A 19,485-nucleotide genomic window follows, 5' to 3' on the forward strand; every position below is an offset into this window, starting at 1 on the left:
AGCGTTGGGAATGGCCGACTTTAATTCACTACGAGTGCAAGAATCCCTGGGATGGAGGGTTGCCCCAATGAAACGGTTATTGCTTATTCTCTTATTTGCCTTTTTTACCGACCACGCAGATGCGGCAACCTATTGGGGCGGAGAAGTTCCGACAGTTGCCGATACAAAGATACAGACATCCGTTCTTTTCAACGGAGACTATTTTATTTACACCTATACCATTGTTTCTGGTCCTGGAAACACCGGTACTGTTGACGATGTCGACGTAGACTTGAGGCGCAGCAAAGGGACCTTGGTGCCGGATGGCACCGGTCTGCCAAAGAAAAAGCATCTGCTGGATCAGGATTTTACCGTACCCGACCCACGGAGCGTCCCTTCGACCCTGCTCAATCCGTATGGGCGGGGCTTCTGTGGATTTGACTCGGAGGGATGGGGAGGGTGGTGGGGCCTGAAGATTGCTCCCGGCACTTCCCCATCGGGATTCATTATCAACAGCCGCGGTTTGCCGGGGATACGCGAGGTTAAGGTTACCCCCAAATTGCAGTCTCCCACCGAAGATCAAGTCGGAGATTTCGAGCTGGCGGGGAACGACTACTGGAAGTTTATCGCATCGGTCAACTTCTACACCAAAGCGGTTGCACCGACCGCCCCTCCGGGGCTGCCTGACGGCCAGCCCAACCTTTCGCTGATGATGGAACAGCTCTCCGGCTATCTGGACGAATCGGTTGCGCTGGGTTGGCTGAAAGACGCCGCCCTGCACGACGCCTTGAAGGCAAAGGCGGGATCGGCAATAGCCGCCGCCGGCGATACCAACACCGCCCGCGCGGCGCTGGACGAATTCATCGCCCTCGTCTCGCAATCCGTCCCCGCGCAACGCACCGATGAGGCCTACGCGCTCTTCTATTTCAACGCCAAGTACATACTGGACCACCTTCCCCCTTTTTTCTATTTCGAGGAAAACCTCACCCTCTCCCCTGAAAGATCGATTTCAACCATGGGGGCATGGGTCACGCTGAACGCCCGCTATCTGATCAACCAGATGCCGGCGCCTTCCGGCGGCCCGTACGGGCCGCCGCTTATCCGCCTGCACGTCATATCCGGACCGAATATGGACGTTTATTTGCCGAACATCGACGGCTATCTGAGCTCCGCCGATGATGTTCAGTTCGGTTATTGGCACGAAGCGGGGCGGTGGACGGACATAGACGGAAACGCCTCTTTACGGTATTACAGCATGCAGGAGGGAACGGATACGGTGGTGGCGGAAATGGTGCTGGAGGGGATGCCCTATCTTGTCAGCCCGCCGGTGGAGGTGAAGTGGAAAGGGGGGCCGGACATGGTGGTGGGCGATTTCTTCCCGCCGCTCATCAGGCTGATGCCGGGTGAAACCACCCTGCAAGTGGAAGACGGCACACTCAATCAGGGGAACGGCCCGGCGGGTCCGTCGATCACCCGCTACTATCTTTCCACCGATGCCGACATCAACACCGCCGTGGACCAATATCTGGGCGAGCGGGCGGTGCCCGCGCTGGCCCCCGGCCGGCAGGACAAGGGAGCGCGCGTTACCGTGAATCTTCCCGCCAATCTGCAACCGGGCGCCCTCTACTACATCGGAGCTTGCGTGGACGCCGATCAGACGGTGCCGGAACTGGACGAGAACAACAATTGCAGCACCAACGGCGCCACGCAGATCACCATGCCGATGGAGAAAGTAAAGAACCAGCCGCCGGTCTGCGCCGCCGCCACGGCGCGGCTGAAAAACCCCGACGCCCCCGAAGAGGTGCGCGAACATCTTACCCCCGCTGACGTTTTGGTGGAAAACGTGACCGATCCCGACGGCGACGTGCCGGTGATCACGGTAAGCGCCGTAACCGAAATCGAAGAGGTTGAAGACCACACCCGCCGCGATCATCATGACAAAAACGATGTCGAGGTGAAAAATTGGCTTGTCGCTTTCACCGCCGATGACGGCAAGGGGGGAACCTGCGGCGGCGAGACGATTTTTACGCTCACCGAGGTTGAGAACGATAAACACCACTCCAAAAAGGAAAAAGAGCATCGGGAAAAACCCCAAAAGAGGAAAAAGTAACTTTCTGAAGGGAGCAGTCGCCGCTTTGTTGCAAATCGGCAATTTCGAAACCGATGAAACGCATACAGGGTGACAAGGCGGAGCTTTTTCAACAGCCGGTTGGATACTTCCACGCCCTCCTTACGGCGGGGAGGGCGGGCAGACCGCCGGTACGGTAACTGTCGGCGTGCCGCATGATAACAGCGGCCCCGCCGCTTTGAGCGACGGCCTCAATTACGATTCCACGGCGCCGTAATACACCGTCGCTCCATTTCAGACCGGCAAACGATACCCCCCTCATAGTGGAAAGTTGGGGGGGTGTTTTTCGCAAGCTGGAGCAGGCGATATAAATAACTTGCGTTTCCTCCGCTAGTTATAGTATAAAATCTACATTGCACTTAACGTTAGCGGGATCTCGTGAAACGGTAAGAATTTGGGGGTATCCTCTTTTGCTGGCACAAGTTTTGCCTCTACTTCCAAACAGAGCCATGAAAATCAGTCAAATATTTGCCGCCATTCTGCTTGCCGTCTTTATATCAAGCGGTTATGCCGATGCCGCTCCTGACCGCTCGGTGGCCGCCTATAAACAAGCGGCGGATTACTATCACAAACTGGGGGGGGCTAACAAAAATGTGAGCCGCCGGGAACTCGAAAGAAATCTTGAGATGTTCAAGGCGATTTACAAAAAATATCCGCGAGGCGCCAAGACCCCCGAAGCTCTTTTCATGTCCGGCCAGTTGCATGGAGACTTGTACACCCGCTATCACCGGAAAGTCGACAAACAAAACGCCCTGACGATATACCGTGTATTGGTACGCACCTATCCGGATCATGCGCTGGCCGACGACGCGCTTTACAATTCCGGCGAACTCCGGCTGAAGGATGGCGATAAAGTTGAGGCCGTTTCCGATTTTCGGGGTCTGCTTAGCTGGTTCCCCAAAGGGGACCGGGTGGCGGTGGCTAAAACGATGATCGACAGGCTGCAAGGCGAAATCCGCAGCGCCAAATACGCCCTCCCCAAAGTGAAAGTAAAAAGTGCGCCGGATGCGGAAGCGTCCGCCGAATTGGATTTCAAGCGGGTACGCTATTGGGCCAACGACAGTTACGCCCGCGTGGTTTTGGACATGGGCAAGCGGATTCATTACAAAATCGAGCGTGACGAGGCGCAAAACCGGATTATTGTGGATCTCCTCGGCGCCCAGGGGGCGGGTTCGTTCGAAAAATCAATCACTCCCCCGAGCGGTTTGGTGCAATCAATCGAGATCGGTTCGCCCAACCACGAAATCAGCCGCGTGATAATAGCCCTGAAATCGGGGGGAAGTTACAGCACCATGGAACTCTCCAACCCGGAACGGATCGTGATCGATATCAATACCGACAAGGAATCGGCGCCCGTCGAGGTATCCGCGTTTCCCGCGCAAGAGACGGCACAAAGCGCCGCCCAACCCCTTGACCAACCGGCGGCGAATCAAGCCGACAGTTTGAAGGCCGAGGCCCAAAAGCCGGCCATCGTGGCGAAAGGTTTGTCGGCTCCCAAAGTGGGGGTTGACCTGAATGCGCCGGTTATCAATCCGCTTCCGCCGGTTACTGCCGCCGCGGGAACCGCCGGAGACGCCTTGGCCGATTTAGCCGCCGATGATGCGGGGTTGGCGGAGGCGGGGCTTATCGACAGCGCAACGCCAGTTGAGCCGACCGCTCCCCACCAGTCCAAAGATGTTAAAAAAGCGAGCTTTGCGCCGATACCCGACTCTAAAACCAGGACGATCGTAATTGATCCCGGCCACGGCGGCAAAGACCCGGGGGCCATCGGACGCGGCGGTCTGCGGGAAAAAGATGTTGCGCTTGATATCGCCTTGCGGCTTGAAAAGTTGCTGAAAACAAACTGCAACTGCCGCGTTCTTCTCACCCGCAGCACCGACATCTTTATTCCGTTGGAAGAGCGGACCGCTTTTGCCAACACCAATGATGCCGATCTCTTTATTTCGATCCATGCCAACAGCAGCAAAAAGCGGAACGTCAGCGGCGTGGAAACCTATTTTCTCAGCCCCGCCCGCAGCAAAGACGAAGGATATGTGGCGGCCCAGGAAAACATGATGAATATGGAGAGCGACAACGAAGATACCAACGACCTCGCCTTTATACTTTATGACATGCAAAGCACCGATAAAATAAATGAATCGAGCCGGATGGCGGCGATGGTGCAACATGCGGTGGTTAAGGGGCTAAAACCCGGCCACCGCCCGTATGACCACGGCGTGAAACAGGCGATGTTCTATGTGTTGCACGGCGCGCGGATGCCTTCGGTTCTCGTTGAAACATCGTTTATCAGCAATGCGAAAGAAGAAAAACTGCTCCGCAACGCCGCCTACCGGCAAAAAATCGCCGAAGGAATTGCCGATGGCGTGACGGACTACCGCCGCGAGACGCAAATGGCGTTTCTTGCCAACTAAACTACAGGACTGGCGGAACCGGTTTCACCATTTGGCATGGTAAATTATCCGCAATCGCCTTCGATGGCGCGTCTTCGCGTTGAATGGGGTGCCGATTCGCCAACCGGTTTAACAAATTGCCGATTTTTATATAACCCCTCAAAAATAGCTATCCACATTTATTGTGGGCAACTTGTGGATATCTTTTTTTACGGCACGTCGAATACCGCGGAAACAGCCCATTTTTACTGTTTGATTACAAAATAGACACGGAGCATGATCAATAATAACAAATAGATGCGTGGAACAGCCCCAATCTAAAGGAGTTATGATTTGGCGCGACTTTCCCCGCGATAAGTTATCAACATTGTCAAGTGGCATTTGTAAAAATAACGGAATTTTTTGGACTTGTTTCGAGCCGCATCTACAGCCATGTTCATGGTGAATGATGTAAAAACTATAATGCTTGGCAAATGCGGGGCCAATTGCGCTTGTCCGCGCATGGGGAAGTCTCATTTGGCGGAGGGATGGGGTAAGGTGGAACGTAAAAAACCACGGTCAAGGTTCGCGGAATCCGGTTTCGTCTTTTCGAAGCTATCTCGGCCATAGCATGGGGAAGTGGTTGACAATGCACTATTCATCATTCAAAATACCCGCTTCCTTATGTTTGAACAATTAGAGAGCCGTTTATCGGACGCATTTAAAAAAATTCGCGGCCTTTCGCAGTTGACCGATGCGAACATGGCCGACGCCCTGCGGGAGGTGCGCCTTGCCCTGCTGGAGGCGGATGTCAACCAAGACGTGGTCAAATCGTTTATCGAAAAAATCCGCGTCGAATTTTCCGGCAATAAGGTACACAAGGCGCTCAACCCCGCGCAACAGGTTGTCAAGATTGTCCACGATGAGTTGGTGCAGCTCCTCGGGGGGCAACAGGCCGGCATCGCCATGAACAAAAAGGGGCCGACCGTCATACTGATGACCGGTCTCCAAGGTTCGGGTAAAACCACCACCACCGCCAAGCTGGGCCTCCACCTCAAGAAGGAAGGCTACCGCCCGATGCTGGTGTCGGCGGACATCTATCGTCCCGCCGCGCGCGATCAGCTCACCATCCTCGGCCAGCAACTCCAAATTCCGGTGCATCACCCGGCCGAATTGAACGATCCGGTTAAAATCTGCAAAACCGCCCTGAAAGCGCTGAAAGACGAAAACGCCAACGTGCTGCTGGTGGATACCGCCGGCCGTCTCCAGATCGACGACGCCCTGATGGCGGAACTGGAAAAGATAAAAAAGGAAATCACCCCCGCCGAAGTGCTTTTTGTGGCGGACGCCATGACCGGCCAGCAGGCCGCCGACGTGGCGAAGGAATTCCACCGCCGCGTCAGCATCACCGGCGTGATACTGACCAAGCTGGACGGCGACGCCCGCGGCGGCGCGGCCCTTTCGATCAAGTCGGTCGTCGGCGCGCCGGTGAAGTTCACCGGTATCGGCGAAAAATTGGAGCAGTTCGAGGTTTTCCATCCGGACCGGATGGCGCAGCGTATCCTCGGCATGGGCGACCTGCTTTCCCTCATCGAAAAAGCGCAGGACGCCTCGGATGAGAAAGAGGCCGAGAAGCTGGGGAAGAAGATGGCCTCGGGCGATTTTGACCTGAACGACTTCATGAAACAGCTCAAGATGGTGAAAAAAATGGGGCCGCTGGATCAACTGATGGGAATGATCCCCGGCATGAAGGTGGCCAAAGACGCCAAGATCGACGACGGCGAACTCAAAAAAGTGGAATCGATCATCAGTTCCATGACCAAGGAGGAGCGCGGCAACCACCAGATCATCAATGCCGGCCGCAAGATACGCATCGCGGATGGCAGCGGCATGGAAGTGAGCGATGTGAACCGGCTGCTCAAGCAGTTCACCCAGATGAAGCAGGTTATGAAGAACATTAAAAAAGGGGGCATGCCCGGCATGCCGCAGATGCGGGGCCGGCCCGGTCTTTGATAAACCAGACGGATATACCGTTTTTTCAAGAGGAGTAAGGAACCATGGCAGTTATTATCAGGCTCTCCAGGCACGGGGCTAAAAGCAAACCCTTTTACCGCATCGTGGCGGCGGACAAGCGGTATTCCCGCGACGGACGCTTCCTCGAAATAATCGGCACGTACGACCCGCGCGAACGCAAAACGGTGATGGTGAAAGAAACCGCTGAAAAGTGGATCAAGACCGGCGCGCAGATGTCCGACACCGTGAAGAAAATCTTCGCGAAAGAAGGGGTCACGCCCGCTTCCGCGGCCGCGAAATAATGAAAGAACTGATCGAAACCATCGTCAAGGCCATCGTCGATAATCCCGGCGATGTGCAGGTGACGGAAATCGCCGGTGAAAACACCACCGTTATCGAGTTGCACGTCAACCCGTCCGACTTGGGCAAGGTGATCGGCAAACAGGGGCGCACCGCGCGCTCCATGCGCGCGCTCCTTGCCGCCGCCGCCACCCGCGAGAATAAGCGGGCGGTTTTGGAAATACTCGAGTAACTTGCCAAGGGATAGGGTTGCCTGCGGGCGCTTCCTCAAGCCGTTCGGCCTCACCGGCGAGCTCAAGTTCGAGGCGTACCTGCCGGATGACTATCCCCCGGAAGATTTCACCGTCGGCCACGTTGTGGCGGCGAAAGGCCGTCCGGAACGGGAAATCTATATTCTCGCCGCCCGCCATCTTCGCGGTTTTACCTGGGCCGTCCAGCCCGATGGCTGTAACTCCCCCGAAGAGGCCGCCCAATATGTAAACCGCGAGTTTCTCGTCCGGCGCGGCCTGCTCCCTCCGCTTCAGAAGGGGGAATACCTCCATCAAGACATCGTCGGCTGCGCGGTGTATAAAGAAGATGGGGAACGGCTGGGCGAAATCACCGGCATCATGGAAACCGGCGCCAACGATGTCTGGATCATCACCGCCGCGGACCGCCGTGAATTGCTCATCCCCGCCACCCATGAGGTGGTGCGCCGCATAGATGTTCCCGGACGGAAGATAACCATTCACGTTTTGGAAGGGCTTTTCGACTGATGCGCTTCGATCTGTTGACCATCTTTCCCGGCATCTTCGATTCCTTTCTGGGGGAGAGTCTGCTCAAAAAGGCGCGCGACAAAGGGTTGGTCGACGTGCGGGTACACGATCTGCGCCCGTTTACCGACAGCAAGCACGGCAAAACCGACGATGCCCCCTTTGGCGGCGGCGCCGGCATGGTGATGACTCCGCAGCCGTTGGCCGACGCCATTGATGCGCTGAAAAAAGAAGGGGCGGCCAAAACCATCCTTCTGTCGCCGCGCGGCAAACCGTTCACGCAGGAAAAAGCGCGCGAACTGGCCCGCGAAGAACGGCTTATCCTCGTGTGCGGCCGCTACGAAGGGGTGGACGAGCGGATTATCGAGCATTGGGTGGACGAAGAAATTTCGCTGGGCGATTATGTGCTCAACGGCGGCGAGGTGGCGGCGATGGCCGTGATGGAGGCGGTCTTCCGGCTGCTCCCCGGCGCGGTCGGCAGCCCGTCGTCGCTCTGCAACGAAAGCCACGAATTGGGGCTGCTGGAGCATCCGCAGTACACCCGCCCCGAAGAGTTCCGGGGGTACAAAGTGCCGGAGGCGCTCCTTTCCGGCCACCACGAAAACATCCGGCAGTGGCGCCACGAACAGGCGCTGAAAAAAACCGTCGAAGTCCGCCCCGACCTCCTTGAACGCCTCGCTGAAAATGCCCCGCCGCCGCGCTTTTCCATCGCGCTGGTGCATCATCCGGTGGCGGGAAAAAACGGCAACGAAATCACCAGTTCCATCACCACGCTGGATGTACACGATATGGCCCGCTATGGCAAAACATTCGGGGCGGAGCGCATCTACATCGTTACCCCGGTGGCGGATCAGCAGGTGCTGGTGGAGCGGATGAAAAGCCACTGGACCGACGAGGAATACCTGAAAAAACAGAACGTGCGGCGCGAGGGGACGGTGGAACTGCTGGTCACCGCCGCCTCCGTCGAAGAAGCGGTGGCGCACGCCCGCAGGCGTTCCAAGCGGGTGAAACTGCTTGCCACCACCGCGCAACGGGTGCCCGGCGCGGTCAGCGCCGCCCAGTGGCGCGCGGTGGCGGCGGAAGAGGCCGATGAATGGATTATCCTTTTCGGCACCGCCTATGGGCTGGGTAAATCGCTGATGGAACGGGCCGAACGGACGCTGCTTCCCATCGAGGGTACCGCCGCATTTAACCATTTGCCTGTCAGGGGGGCTTCTGCTATCATTCTAGATCGTTTGATTAGCAGAGGAAGGAAAGAACCAAAATGAACATGATGGAAAAAGTCGAAAGAGAATATTTGCGCAAAGACCTGCCGGATTTCCGCGTTGGGGATACCGTCCGGGTTTACGTTAAAATCATCGAAGGCGAAAAAGAACGCGTCCAGATGATAGAGGGTCTCGTCATCCGCAAGCGCGGCGACGGCACCCGCGCCACCTTCACCGTCCGCAAGGTGTCGTTCAACATCGGCGTCGAGCGGCTCTTCCCGCTGCACGCCCCCAGCATCGAAAAAATCGAAGTGGTGCGCCGCAACCGCGTCCGCCGCGCCCGCCTCTATTACCTGCGCGACCTGAAGGGTAAAGCCGCGCGCCTTAGCGAAGTCAAAGGCGCGTTTGCCAAAAAGAAGGCCAAGATCGTCGTCCCCGCCACCGAAGTTCCCGCCGTTACCGAATAACGCCTGATCGCGGGGCGGCCGCATGGGGTTTACACCCCGTGTTGCCGCCCTTTTTTTGCACAACGGGGAAAAAATGATGACGGCTGTTGCCAAATAAGTAACTCTTGGCCCCGCCATGCCACTCCCAAATATGCCGCAAAGCAAAACCCGGCCTTCCACCTGCCAAGAGAACCGTTTTATGCCTTGAATCCCACCGCACATTCCACCAATATTACGGTTAGCCTCTTGTCACCGGGGGAGGTTTTCAGCGTCTCACCGCCGGAACATTAAAAAAAGGATACCCGTGCGGGATATGGGATTTGACTATTTCTTGCGTGAAACATATCATTCACTCCATAGATAAGGCGCTAAACAGAAGTCATCTGGAAATGTCACTTTAAAAGAGGATTTTTACGATGGGAAGCAAGACCTTAAACAAAGGACAGTGGCTCATTACCGAAGGCGACACGCGGATGTTTCACCTCTACCGGCTGAGGGAAGGCCGGGTTTCGGTGCATTCGAAAGGCAAAAAGATTAACGAGATAGAAGTAAAGCCAGGCGGCACGCCGAGGGTGCTTGGCATTCTGGCCCTTTTCAATGACCGCAAGCCCACGGCATCGGTCAGGGCGGAAACCGACGTGGAAGTGGAAACCCCGTACATGGATCACATCATGGGGCTTATTAAGAACGAGATGCCCATAAACAGGGACGATCTTACCGCCGTTATAGAATCGATCGAGCTTTATTCCTTGATTGAAAGGTCGCGTGGCAGGCTGGCCGAAATAGGCACGATAAAGCTTAGCGTGCCGCCCAAGGGCAAGGGAGAAGTCAAAGAGGTGTTTAACGAGCTGAAAGAGCTTTATGAAAAACTTTCAGAGCGGGAAAAGCGCAGATAGCGGTTTCACAATAGCCGGGGGACAATACGGTCCCCGGCCGTTTTTTTATGTGTAACATCATCGCTATACTTCATTGCCGGAATGTATTCACGATAACGGCGGCCGATGGTATAAAAACCGGTTATCAGCCAATGGGGATTTTCGCTGGATTGGCGGTGGAACAACCGTATCCGCGCGGAGCGGAAGGGCTTTTTTCTGAAAGCGGGCGGGATGGTTGAAAGCGGCGCGGGCGGTCATGGCAAAATACTGATCGTGGACGATTCAGAGGATATTTGTCTGCTGCTTACGGGTGCGCTTACCCGCAACGGCTACTCCGTAATTTCCGCCGGAAATGGCGACGAGGGGGCAAGAACATATTTCGAGAATCCCGATGTGCGCCTGGTCATCACCGATATGGACATGCCGGTGCTTAACGGCCTGGGACTTATAAAAAACTCCGCGACGCCAAGGCCGAGGTTCCGATTTTGGTGCTGAGCAGCAGGAATGACGAGGATACCGCCATAAAGGCTGTCCATGCCGGGGCGGATGACTATATCGTCAAGGATGAGCATATTCGCGACGAAATTCTGCTTCATGCGCGAAAAGTTTTCGAGGTTAGAAAAATAACCGACGAGAACAAGCGGCTCTACGCCCAGCTTGAGGCGCGCAACAGCTTCATCAAAAAAACCTTCGGCCGTTACATGTCCGATGAAGTGGTGGAAAAACTGCTGGAACACCCCGATGGGCTGAAGCTGGGCGGGGAAAGCCTGAAAGCCACGGTAATGATGACGGACCTGCGGGGCTTTTCCGCCGTTTCTGAGATGTACGGGGCCGAAACCATCATGGATATGCTGAACGGCTACCTTAAGGAGATGACCGGCATAATCTCGAAATATTCCGGAGTGATAAACGAAATCATTGGCGATGCGTTGTTGGTGCTTTTCGGCGCGCCTGATTCACGCCCGGACGACGCCGCCCGCGCCATAGCTTGCGCGGTGGAGATGCAATTGGCCATGGAAAACGTGAACCGGCGGAACAGGGATCTGGGTCTAATGGATCTGGTGATGGGGATCGGGCTGAACACGGGGGTGGTGGTGGCCGGCAACATCGGATCGGATATCCGGGCGAAATATGCCGTGGTGGGAAACGTGGTCAATCTTGCGGGCAGGGTGGAATCGCTTACGGTGGGGGGGCAGATACTGGCCACCGAATCGGTGTTGAGGGACACCGCCACCGAAGTGCAAACAAGCGGAGAGTTTTTTATCCCATTCAAAGGGTTCAGCAAACCCTGCATGATCTACGATGTGATGGGCATTAAGGGGAAATACAATGTTTCGCTCCCCGAAAAACGCGTGAAGTTCACCATGCTGAAAACCCCCATAACGCTTGAATGCGAAATTCTGGAGGAAAAACATTCCACCGGGGAAAAAATCCATGCTTCAATAACCGCCCTTGCCAGCACAGGGGCAATAATATACCCGGATAAACCTCTTGCCCCTTTTTTAAACATTAAGTTGTCGCTTACCGGCGAACCGGCATCCGGAAGGGAAGCTCCCCTGTACGCCAAAATCACAAAAGAACATGGTGCCGGAGCGTATGAAGCGCATTTCACGTTTATCCCTCGTGAGATACGCGATCTTTTTACCAATCTCGCGGGGGAAAGCGCCGTCTGATTCACAAACGAAACCGGCAAACTGCTTTGCCGCGCCTGTAATGCATAGATGGGATTTTAGCGTTGGCCTATATACAATTCCTTCATCTCCAATTATTTTGGCAAGCAAGTTATTAAAGTTTCGAGTGTCCAATATAAAGGTCAAAGCCAAAGAATAAGACCCGTAACTTTTGCCAATTTTCGCCTGAAAGTTTGCTAAAAAGCCGCTTGACTTTCGTATTAATTTCGTTTATGTTTCGCTTATGATTATTACGAAGCGCCAAAAAGAAATTTTGGATTTCGTCAACGCATTCGTCGCCGATAAGGGCTACGCCCCCAGCATCGGGGAGATCAAGGCCCAGTTCGGCATAAGTTCACCCGCCACCATCCACCAGCACCTGAAAAACTTGCAGGAAAAGGGGCTTATAAACCGCGTGCCGAACCGCCACCGGAGCATCGAGGTTATCCCCTCATACGGCGCGCGCCCCAGCGGGCTGGCCATACCGATCCTCGGCGCCATCGCGGCGGGTTACCCCATCGAAAGCTACCCGGACACCGATACGATGACCCTGCCCGAAGAGATGGGGGCGGATGAAAACTGCTACCTGCTCCGCGTGCGGGGCGACTCGATGATAGACGACCACATCTGCGACGGCGACATGGTGTTGGTGCGCAAGGCCGAATTTGCCAAGCCGGGCCAGACCGTGGTGGCGCTGGTGGACGGCCGCGAGGCGACGCTGAAACGCTACTACCCCGAACAGGGAAAAATCCGCCTCCAGCCGGCCAATATCATGATGGCGCCGATGATAATGGAGCCGCACCGCGTCCGCGTACAAGGAACCGTCGTCGGCATCATCCGCAAGTTCTAATCGCCGCGCCGCGCGCGTTCTTTTTTCAAAACTCCATTATGGACGCGGGTATTGTCCGCATTCGGCGGCGGCTATATACTTAGGGCACGTAAATAACGACAACACCCTAACAGGAGACTTTCCATGCCGAAGCCGAAAATACATTTCTTCGTCTGCATCAACGAGCGCCCCGCCGGCCACCCGCGCGGCAGCTGCACCGCGAAAAACGCGATGGGGGCGTTGCAGGCGATGGGCCAAAAACTCCAGGCCACCCAAAAATTCGACACCGTGATGCTCTCCGCCGTGCGGAGCTGTCTTGGCCCCTGCGGCTCCGGCCCGATCGTGGTGGTTTACCCGGACAACGTATGGTACGGCAACGTCACCCCGCAGGCGGCCGAAGAGATTTTCGACAGCCACGTCACCACCGGCAAGCCGGTGGAGAAATACATGCTCAAGGAAGGCACCTTCTGACGTTGCACCCGTTCGACGAGTACGAGAGACGGCTGGCTCCATATGCCGCCCGCAGCGCCCAAAGCCGCGGGCGGGCCTGCCCCGAACCGGAGCACCCCTACCGTTCGCCGTTCCAGCGCGACCGCGACCGGATCATCCACTCATCCGCTTTCCGCAGGCTGGAGAGTAAAACGCAGGTGTACACCCACCTCTATCAGGAGGGGGATCAATTCCGCAAGCGGCTCACCCATACCCTGGAGGTGGCGCAGATCGGCCGTTCCGTATCCCGCGCGCTGGGGCTGAACGAGGACCTTACCGAAGCGATAGCGCTGGTGCATGACATCGGCCATGCCCCCTTCGGCCACAAGGGGCAGGACATTCTGCACGAATTAATGGAAGGCGGCGGCGGGTTCGAGCACAACACGCAGGCGCTCCGCATCGTCTGCATCATTGAAAACCGCTACCCGGAGTTCAAGGGGCTGAACCTCACCTACGAGCTGCGCGAGGCAATCGCCAAAAAGGGGCACCGGATGGCGGAGCCGCTGAAAGCGGAATTTGAAACGCACCCCCACAGCTCGCTTGAGGGGCAGGTGGTGGATATCTCCGACCCGATTACCTACAGCACCCATGACCTCGACGACGGCATCGTGAACGGCACCATCACCCCGGAAATGCTGAAGGAGTGCGAGCTGTGGAACGAAGGCGTGGCGTGGACGAAAGCGAAGTATCCCGCCCTCCGCGAAAAGCTGCTCCGCTACCAGGTTGTGCGGTACATCATCAACGAGCAGGTGACCGACCTCATCAACCAGACGCAAAAAAATATCGAAGGGGCGGGCGTTGCAACCATCGACCAGGTGCGCGTTTTTCCGCAAAAGCTCGCCGGTTTCAGCCCCGCCATGCGGGAAAAACACAACGGCCTGAAAAAGTTTTTGCAAAAGAACATGTATGACCACTACCGCGTGAAACGGATGGAAGCGCACGCGCGGAAAATAATCACCGAGCTGTTTAACATTTTCCTGGATCAGCCGGAATTGTTCCCCCCCGGCGTGCGGGGCCATTTCGACGAAGAAAAAAAATCGGGGAACGAAAAACGGATCGTCTGCGATTATATCGCCGGCATGACCGATTCCTTCGCGCTGAATGAATACGAAAAACTGTTCGGCCACTCCCCCAAAATCTGATTTGCGTCCGCCGCGCCGGGAAATTCGGCGGAAGGCAGCCCCCTGCCGGCATCATTGGGCACGAACATTAAACAGGCTGCTGGTTTAACGTTTTTAGCCGGCAAAGACCACCGCCGTACTCCGCGGCCTTTCGGCCGCAAAGCGTCGGCAATGGCGGCCATCCGAGCCTGCTGCCATTCCTGCCAGAAAAATTAGTTTTTGATTTCTTGTTTTGCGTTAAACCCCGGTACTTTTTCGTACCCGCCTTTTCAATCCATACCCCATTAATGAGCATAGAACGTGCCATGTCGGCAACCCGCTCTAAGCACGCCTATTACGGAAAACGTGGTGGAAAAATACGCTGAATAAACGCGGCGGAAACGTTCCATATTTTACAAAACCGGGTCGTCATTATCACCGCATCGCATCATGCTAAAACCGTCCTTAATGTAACCGCGATACCGTTTTCCTTGTTTTACGCCGCTGGAATCTGTACCCTCTTGTACATGGAATTCTCGCCGCGCCGCTATCAGGCATCAAAACTCATCGCCGGGGTCGTCCGCAAAGGGCACCCCTGGATACACCGCGACGCCCTTTCGTCCGCCATCGAGGCGATTCCGCCGGGAAGTCTTGTCCGCATTGTGGACGGCCAGAACCAGTTTTGCGCCAACGCCATTTACGAGCCGCATGGCAGCATCGCGCTCCGCATCCTGCCCGGCGGCGACCCGCTGACCCCCGGCGTCTTCCGCGAACTTCTGCGCGATCTGTGCGAAAAGAAAAAAGGATCGGACGAGGCCTGCCGCCTCATCAACGGCGAAGGGGATTTATTTCCCGGCCTCACCTGCGATATCTATGGCAAAGTTGCGGTCTGGCAGCCCTACCTTGCATTTTGGGATTCGCTGCTGCCGCTGTTCGCCGATGAAGTAACAAAGCAGCTTGGCGCCGCAACGCACCTGCTCAAACCTCCCACCCAGCGGGGCGGCCCAACAACCGTGCTGGCGGGCGAACCGGTGGAAGAGCCGATCAGCTTTTCCGAAGGCGGACTCACGTTTCTTGCGTTCCCCTTCACCGGCCAAAAATCAGGGTTTTACCTCGACCTGCGGGGGGCGCGGCAACACCTGCCGAAGATGACGCTGGGGCGGCGGACGCTCAACCTTTTTTCCAACAACGGCGCGTTCACGCTGATCGCCCGGCGGCACGGGGCGACGGAGCTGCTCTCCGTCGACGGCGACCCAAAGGCCCGCGCGCAGGCGAAGCTATTGATGGAGGCCAACGGCTACGCGCTGCCCGATGAAGAGTGGATCACCGGCGATGTGTTCGACGTTTTGCAAAAGCTTGCGGCGGAGGGGCGGCAATTCGATCTCGTCATCATCGATCCGCCGAATATGTGTACGAACAAATCGTCGCTGATACCGGCGCTGAAGGGATGGGAAAAACTGCTCCGGCTCGGCGGCGCGTTGCTATCGGATACCGGAGCGCTGCTCGCCATCAACTGCTCGTCGTTCATGCCGAAAAAGGCGTGCGAAGACGCCGTGGCGGAATTGAAGCTGATTGCGCGTAAAACCGGCGGCCTGCCGCCGGATCACACCACACGCCCGGCGTTCCCCGAAGGACACTATCTCAAGTGGTGGGTCTATACGAAATAGTCCCTGACGCGCCCCTGCGGCGGGTACCACAGGTTTCAACCTGTGGTTGTTTCCAAAAGAAACAATTCCGCTTGCCCCTTACAGGGCAACAACAGGATAAATCCTGTTGTACCGTCAGCGTTCTATCGGGGCGCCCGGCACCTGGTTCATGCCGGCCATGCCCGGGGCGATGTTGTAGACTTTCTCAAAGCCGTTGCCGGCCAGCGTGGCCGAAGCGCGGCGGCTGCGGACGCCGGAGCGGCAGATCACCAGCACTTTCTTTTTCTTGAACGCGGCGATTTCATCGATGCGGCGGGCCAGGTCGTCCACCGGTATCAGCTTGGCCCCTTTCAGGTGTCCCAGTTCGGCGTTGAATTCCTGCTCTGAACGGACATCGAGAATAAGGATGTCCTTTTCGGTCTTCATCATCTGCACGGCATCGGTACCGGACAGGTCGGTGTAGCCGGTCACATCGGCGGCGAATACGTCAAATCCTTTGCGAATAAATCCCAGTCCAAACATTGTCAGCAAAACTCCCGCTATGACGATAGTTTTTTTCACGTTCATTACCTCTCTGGAAACTTCCGTTGTTGGTGTTATAGAACCGTGCCGTCAAAAATGGATTCAGGCAAACAAGGCAACCGCATTCAGAATACCCCAAAAAAATGGCGGAAAATAGTGACCGCCGCCAAAAAATAAGGGAAATAATTGCCTCCTAAACCAATGGTGCTCGGCCAAAAAAGTTTTCTTGCGGGATTAATAACCAATAAAAACAAATAGATGTCTAATTGCCGTGATTTTTGGCACACCGCTTGCTTATTAAATTTGTAAAAGAGCGAGGAGACCATGAAAACATTGCTGGAAGTTGAGTTGAAGGAAGTGACGAAGCGAAGGGTTGCCGTCCGGGTTTGCAATCACTGCGGCGGCCATCTCCGGTTTTATCAGGGTTCGCTTACGTGCCTCATGTGCGGGCGTGACGTTGATCACACCTGCAAGGATTGTTTAGCCTCCCATGACCTGCTTATGGAAACGACGTAAGCAAGGTCTTTTTTTACCCACTTTTATCCTACGTTGAACGGGCACCTAAAAGTTACCCCCTTTTAGGTGTCCAAATTTTTTATTCAATCACGAAATAACATTCTCCAATAGCCACGGCAGTTCCCGCCCTCGGCGCACGGGCGCCGGGGGTGTCCAAATTTTTTTCTAGCCATTTCGCCGCAACCATTAACTGAATATTGAAAACCTGTTTATACATGTCATCCTGAGGGAGCGCATGCGACCGAAGGAACTCTTTCCCTTTTCCCCGAAAGAGATCCTTCGCCTGCGGCTCAGGATGACACAGGCTTGTTCAACGGCCTCTTCCAACTCCCGCTTTACAGCCGCCCCCCGCATGCCGTAACCTATGCGGATGATAGACCTGCATATGCACACCGTATTCAGCGACGGGGAGCTGATTCCCGCCGAGATGGCCCGCCGCGCCGAGGCGATAGGCCACCAAGCCATCGCCATCACCGACCACGTGGATCAGTCCAACGTGGAGCATGTGGTGTCAAGCATCGTCCGCTTTTGCGCCGAAGACCGCCACGTTATAAAGGTGTTGCCGGGGGTGGAGATCACCCATGTGACGCCGGGCAATATCGCCGACGTCGCCAAACGCGCCCGCGCCGCGGGGGCCAGGATCATCGTGGTGCATGGCGAGACCATCGTGGAGCCGGTGGAGCCGGGCACCAACGAAGCGGCCATCGACGCCGGGGTGACGATTCTCGCGCACCCGGGGCTGATCACCGCCGCCGCCGCCAAAAAGGCGGCCGCCGCCGGCGTTTTCCTCGAGATCAGCGGGCGGAGCGGCCACAGTTTTTCCAACGGCCATGTGGCCCGCGCCGCGCTGGAGGCGGGGGCCAAGATGGTATTCAACACAGACAGTCATTCGCCGCGCGACCTGATGGGGCGCGACATGGCGATGAAAGTAATGTTATCCGCCGGGCTTGACGCAAAGCAGGCGGAAGAGGTTTTAAAAAATTCACAACGCCTGGTGGAGGGTTTGAAATAGTGGCGCTATACAAGCGGATTACAAAGAAAATGGACGTCAAATCGCCCGATGAATTCCTGACGTTCTGGGATCACGCATTCCATTACGTTTCCGATAACCGCGAGCGGTTGGCGTTGCCGGTGATCGGCGTATTGGTCATGATAATGCTCGGCTTCGGCTTCTGGTACTACCAGACGCGGAAAATAGCGCAAGCCAACGTGGAACTTTACCGCGTGCTTGCCGAACTGCCGCGCCCGGGAAGCGGCCAGACCGCCACCGCCGATCAGGTGATCGACAAGCTGAAAGCGTATGATGCGCGGTTCGGCGGCACCGGATCGGGCCGCTTGGGCCGCCTGTACCGCGCCAACTTCCTGTACCAAAAGGGGAGCTTCGACGAAGCGGCCGCCCTCTACAAAGGCATCGGCGGAAACGACGTGACCGGCCAGTTCGCCGCCATCAATCTCGCCGCGGTTTTTACCCAGCAGGGGAAATTCGCCGACGCAATCGCCACGCTGGAAAAAATCCGCGCAACCACCATGTTCGCTGGAGAGGCCGATTATCAGATCGCCCGCAACCAGGAAGCCGCCGGAAACAATTCCGCCGCAAAAGCGGAATACGCGAAATTCCTGGAAAAACATCCGGGCAGCCGCATCACCGCCGAAGTGAAGGAGCGCCTGGCGCGCCTGTAGCTTGTGTGACATTGACGCGCAGCGCCAAGCAGGTCGGCCCGTTGGGCCGATGTACCCATTAAAATGGGTACCCACCAAGACGTTGGCGCGAAGCGTCAACCGGGTCAGGGGCGGTTGATGAAATGTTCGCCGTCGATCAGCCACGGGTAATGTTCCGGTTGAGCCGCAAGGCCGGCTTTTACCGGATTGTTCCTGATGTATTCATATTTTTCGCGCCACTCTTCCCCGTCCCTCACGATGCGGTCGAATGATTCCTTTTGCCATACGGTTCCCTGAATGCCAAGCTGCCGGTTGATCCGCCGGGCGCTCCCCCCTTTCATGGGGCCGAGGATCGAGGCAAGGGAGCGGTACAGGCCGTTTTCCTTTTCCAGCGGACAAAGGAGCATGTGGACATGGTCGGGCATAATGACCGCCGCGGAAAGGCCGTAGTGTGAGCCATGCCGGAATGTGATGGATTGACCGGCGATGTTCCGTGCTTCATCGGGAAGAATGCCCATCGCGGAGCGAAAGGTGACGAAATACCAGTTTCCGCCCGCTTGCCAGTGGGGGAGCGCGCGGTGTCGATATTGTATCAACCGGTTCGGAGGAATACCCCGTTCGTCCACGGATAAATTATATCTCACATCGGCGATTTGTGCTGGTGCGATGATGAAATGGGTAGATGCGGCATGTTGCTGTGCCGGTAGGTGCGGCACCCTGCCGCACCAATATGCCGCCAAGTGTGCGCCCCGGTAGGTGCGGCACCCTGCCGCACCATATGCCGCCAAGTGTGCGCCCCGGTAGGTGCGGCACCCTGCCGCACCAATGCCGCCAAGTGTGCGACAAGAGTGTCGCACCTTGTATCTTGGAAATCGTAGAATTTCATTAAGTGGAAACCGGGGAAAGCTGTGTCGCACCTAATGGCTGGGACCATGTTTGGTAGATAAGTTTCCCCGGTCTTCCGACAGACTCTGAACCGTATCTTAG

At 56.3% G+C, this 19,485-nt stretch carries 19 protein-coding genes; 17 read left to right on the plus strand and 2 right to left on the minus strand.

Translation table 11 applies throughout. The annotated features are described in order from the left end of the window. The first annotated feature begins 295 nt into the window (after positions 1 to 295). The 15 genes from HZA03_09375 to HZA03_09445 all read left to right on the plus strand — a co-directional run bounded on the left by HZA03_09375 (position 296) and on the right by HZA03_09445 (position 15,822). Entirely contained in the window at positions 296 to 2,089 is a 1,794-nt protein-coding gene (locus tag HZA03_09375) for a hypothetical protein (protein MBI5638165.1), read from the plus strand. Between the two features lie 467 nt (positions 2,090 to 2,556). Beyond that, positions 2,557 to 4,518, plus strand: coding sequence for an N-acetylmuramoyl-L-alanine amidase (locus tag HZA03_09380; protein ID MBI5638166.1), 1,962 nt, complete (start codon positions 2,557 to 2,559; stop codon positions 4,516 to 4,518). Between the two features lie 642 nt (positions 4,519 to 5,160). Then, positions 5,161 to 6,489 carry a signal recognition particle protein gene (gene ffh, locus HZA03_09385; protein MBI5638167.1) on the plus strand — a complete coding sequence of 443 codons (1,329 nt, stop codon included), beginning with the start codon at positions 5,161 to 5,163 and terminating at the stop codon, positions 6,487 to 6,489. Positions 6,490 to 6,533: 44 nt separating this feature from the next. Further along, positions 6,534 to 6,791, plus strand: coding sequence for a 30S ribosomal protein S16 (rpsP, locus tag HZA03_09390; GenBank protein MBI5638168.1), 258 nt, complete (start codon positions 6,534 to 6,536; stop codon positions 6,789 to 6,791). Further along, positions 6,788 to 7,021 (plus strand): KH domain-containing protein, encoded by a 234-nt coding sequence (locus tag HZA03_09395; protein MBI5638169.1) that lies wholly within the window; start codon positions 6,788 to 6,790, stop codon positions 7,019 to 7,021. The genes rpsP and HZA03_09395 overlap by 4 nt, the downstream gene beginning before the upstream one ends. Position 7,022: 1 nt before the next feature. Beyond that, positions 7,023 to 7,544, plus strand: coding sequence for a 16S rRNA processing protein RimM (rimM, locus tag HZA03_09400; GenBank protein MBI5638170.1), 522 nt, complete (start codon positions 7,023 to 7,025; stop codon positions 7,542 to 7,544). After that, positions 7,544 to 8,809 (plus strand): tRNA (guanosine(37)-N1)-methyltransferase TrmD, encoded by a 1,266-nt coding sequence (gene trmD, locus HZA03_09405; protein MBI5638171.1) that lies wholly within the window; start codon positions 7,544 to 7,546, stop codon positions 8,807 to 8,809. The genes rimM and trmD overlap by 1 nt, the downstream gene beginning before the upstream one ends. Next, positions 8,806 to 9,213 (plus strand): 50S ribosomal protein L19, encoded by a 408-nt coding sequence (rplS, locus tag HZA03_09410; protein ID MBI5638172.1) that lies wholly within the window; start codon positions 8,806 to 8,808, stop codon positions 9,211 to 9,213. Before trmD ends, rplS begins: the two co-directional genes overlap by 4 nt. A 395-nt stretch (positions 9,214 to 9,608) precedes the next feature. Beyond that, complete coding sequence (locus HZA03_09415) at positions 9,609 to 10,088, plus strand: cyclic nucleotide-binding domain-containing protein (GenBank protein ID MBI5638173.1); 480 nt, start codon at positions 9,609 to 9,611, stop codon at positions 10,086 to 10,088. A 210-nt stretch (positions 10,089 to 10,298) separates the two neighbouring features. After that, positions 10,299 to 10,562 (plus strand): response regulator, encoded by a 264-nt coding sequence (locus tag HZA03_09420; protein MBI5638174.1) that lies wholly within the window; start codon positions 10,299 to 10,301, stop codon positions 10,560 to 10,562. Further along, a complete protein-coding gene (locus HZA03_09425; GenBank protein ID MBI5638175.1) occupies positions 10,556 to 11,740 on the plus strand; it encodes a hypothetical protein in 1,185 nt (394 codons plus the stop codon). The genes HZA03_09420 and HZA03_09425 overlap by 7 nt, the downstream gene beginning before the upstream one ends. 241 nt (positions 11,741 to 11,981) lie before the next feature. Further along, complete coding sequence (lexA, locus tag HZA03_09430; protein ID MBI5638176.1) at positions 11,982 to 12,587, plus strand: transcriptional repressor LexA; 606 nt, start codon at positions 11,982 to 11,984, stop codon at positions 12,585 to 12,587. Between the two features lie 123 nt (positions 12,588 to 12,710). After that, positions 12,711 to 13,037, plus strand: coding sequence for a (2Fe-2S) ferredoxin domain-containing protein (locus HZA03_09435; GenBank protein MBI5638177.1), 327 nt, complete (start codon positions 12,711 to 12,713; stop codon positions 13,035 to 13,037). Then, a complete protein-coding gene (locus tag HZA03_09440; protein MBI5638178.1) occupies positions 12,932 to 14,197 on the plus strand; it encodes a deoxyguanosinetriphosphate triphosphohydrolase in 1,266 nt (421 codons plus the stop codon). The genes HZA03_09435 and HZA03_09440 overlap by 106 nt, the downstream gene beginning before the upstream one ends. Before the next feature lie 485 nt (positions 14,198 to 14,682). Further along, positions 14,683 to 15,822 carry a class I SAM-dependent rRNA methyltransferase gene (locus tag HZA03_09445; protein MBI5638179.1) on the plus strand — a complete coding sequence of 380 codons (1,140 nt, stop codon included), beginning with the start codon at positions 14,683 to 14,685 and terminating at the stop codon, positions 15,820 to 15,822. Positions 15,823 to 15,936: 114 nt separating this feature from the next. Here the strand turns inward: HZA03_09445 and HZA03_09450 are convergent, their stop codons facing one another. Next, positions 15,937 to 16,368: a rhodanese-like domain-containing protein gene (locus HZA03_09450; protein ID MBI5638180.1), complete on the minus strand. Its 432-nt coding sequence runs from the start codon at positions 16,366 to 16,368 to the stop codon at positions 15,937 to 15,939. Between the two features lie 841 nt (positions 16,369 to 17,209). On the opposite strand from HZA03_09450, the gene HZA03_09455 reads away from it, so the two are divergent. Both HZA03_09455 and HZA03_09460 read left to right on the plus strand, forming a co-directional pair. Beyond that, positions 17,210 to 17,851 (plus strand): histidinol phosphate phosphatase domain-containing protein, encoded by a 642-nt coding sequence (locus HZA03_09455; protein ID MBI5638181.1) that lies wholly within the window; start codon positions 17,210 to 17,212, stop codon positions 17,849 to 17,851. Positions 17,852 to 17,880: 29 nt separating this feature from the next. Continuing rightward, positions 17,881 to 18,519: a tetratricopeptide repeat protein gene (locus HZA03_09460; protein MBI5638182.1), complete on the plus strand. Its 639-nt coding sequence runs from the start codon at positions 17,881 to 17,883 to the stop codon at positions 18,517 to 18,519. Positions 18,520 to 18,623: 104 nt separating this feature from the next. Here HZA03_09460 and HZA03_09465 read toward each other — a convergent pair whose 3' ends face one another. Beyond that, entirely contained in the window at positions 18,624 to 19,124 is a 501-nt protein-coding gene (locus HZA03_09465) for a transposase (protein ID MBI5638183.1), read from the minus strand. Positions 19,125 to 19,485: the final 361 nt, after the last annotated feature.

This window comes from Nitrospinota bacterium (genome assembly GCA_016217735.1).
In the GTDB taxonomy this organism is placed as follows: domain Bacteria; phylum Nitrospinota_A; class UBA7883; order JACRGQ01; family JACRGQ01; genus JACRGQ01.

Coding starts and splice junctions, on each gene's coding strand:
- HZA03_09455 (MBI5638181.1), top strand. CDS start 17,210: ATGATAGACCTGCATATGCACACCGTATTCAGCGACGGGGAGCTGATT.
- ffh (MBI5638167.1), top strand. CDS start 5,161: ATGTTTGAACAATTAGAGAGCCGTTTATCGGACGCATTTAAAAAAATT.
- lexA (MBI5638176.1), top strand. CDS start 11,982: ATGATTATTACGAAGCGCCAAAAAGAAATTTTGGATTTCGTCAACGCA.
- HZA03_09420 (MBI5638174.1), top strand. CDS start 10,299: ATGGTTGAAAGCGGCGCGGGCGGTCATGGCAAAATACTGATCGTGGAC.
- trmD (MBI5638171.1), top strand. CDS start 7,544: ATGCGCTTCGATCTGTTGACCATCTTTCCCGGCATCTTCGATTCCTTT.
- HZA03_09460 (MBI5638182.1), top strand. CDS start 17,881: ATGGACGTCAAATCGCCCGATGAATTCCTGACGTTCTGGGATCACGCA.
- HZA03_09435 (MBI5638177.1), top strand. CDS start 12,711: ATGCCGAAGCCGAAAATACATTTCTTCGTCTGCATCAACGAGCGCCCC.
- rplS (MBI5638172.1), top strand. CDS start 8,806: ATGAACATGATGGAAAAAGTCGAAAGAGAATATTTGCGCAAAGACCTG.
- HZA03_09380 (MBI5638166.1), top strand. CDS start 2,557: ATGAAAATCAGTCAAATATTTGCCGCCATTCTGCTTGCCGTCTTTATA.
- HZA03_09415 (MBI5638173.1), top strand. CDS start 9,609: ATGGGAAGCAAGACCTTAAACAAAGGACAGTGGCTCATTACCGAAGGC.
- rpsP (MBI5638168.1), top strand. CDS start 6,534: ATGGCAGTTATTATCAGGCTCTCCAGGCACGGGGCTAAAAGCAAACCC.
- HZA03_09445 (MBI5638179.1), top strand. CDS start 14,683: ATGGAATTCTCGCCGCGCCGCTATCAGGCATCAAAACTCATCGCCGGG.
- HZA03_09440 (MBI5638178.1), top strand. CDS start 12,932: ATGGTACGGCAACGTCACCCCGCAGGCGGCCGAAGAGATTTTCGACAG.
- HZA03_09450 (MBI5638180.1), bottom strand. CDS start 16,368: ATGAACGTGAAAAAAACTATCGTCATAGCGGGAGTTTTGCTGACAATG.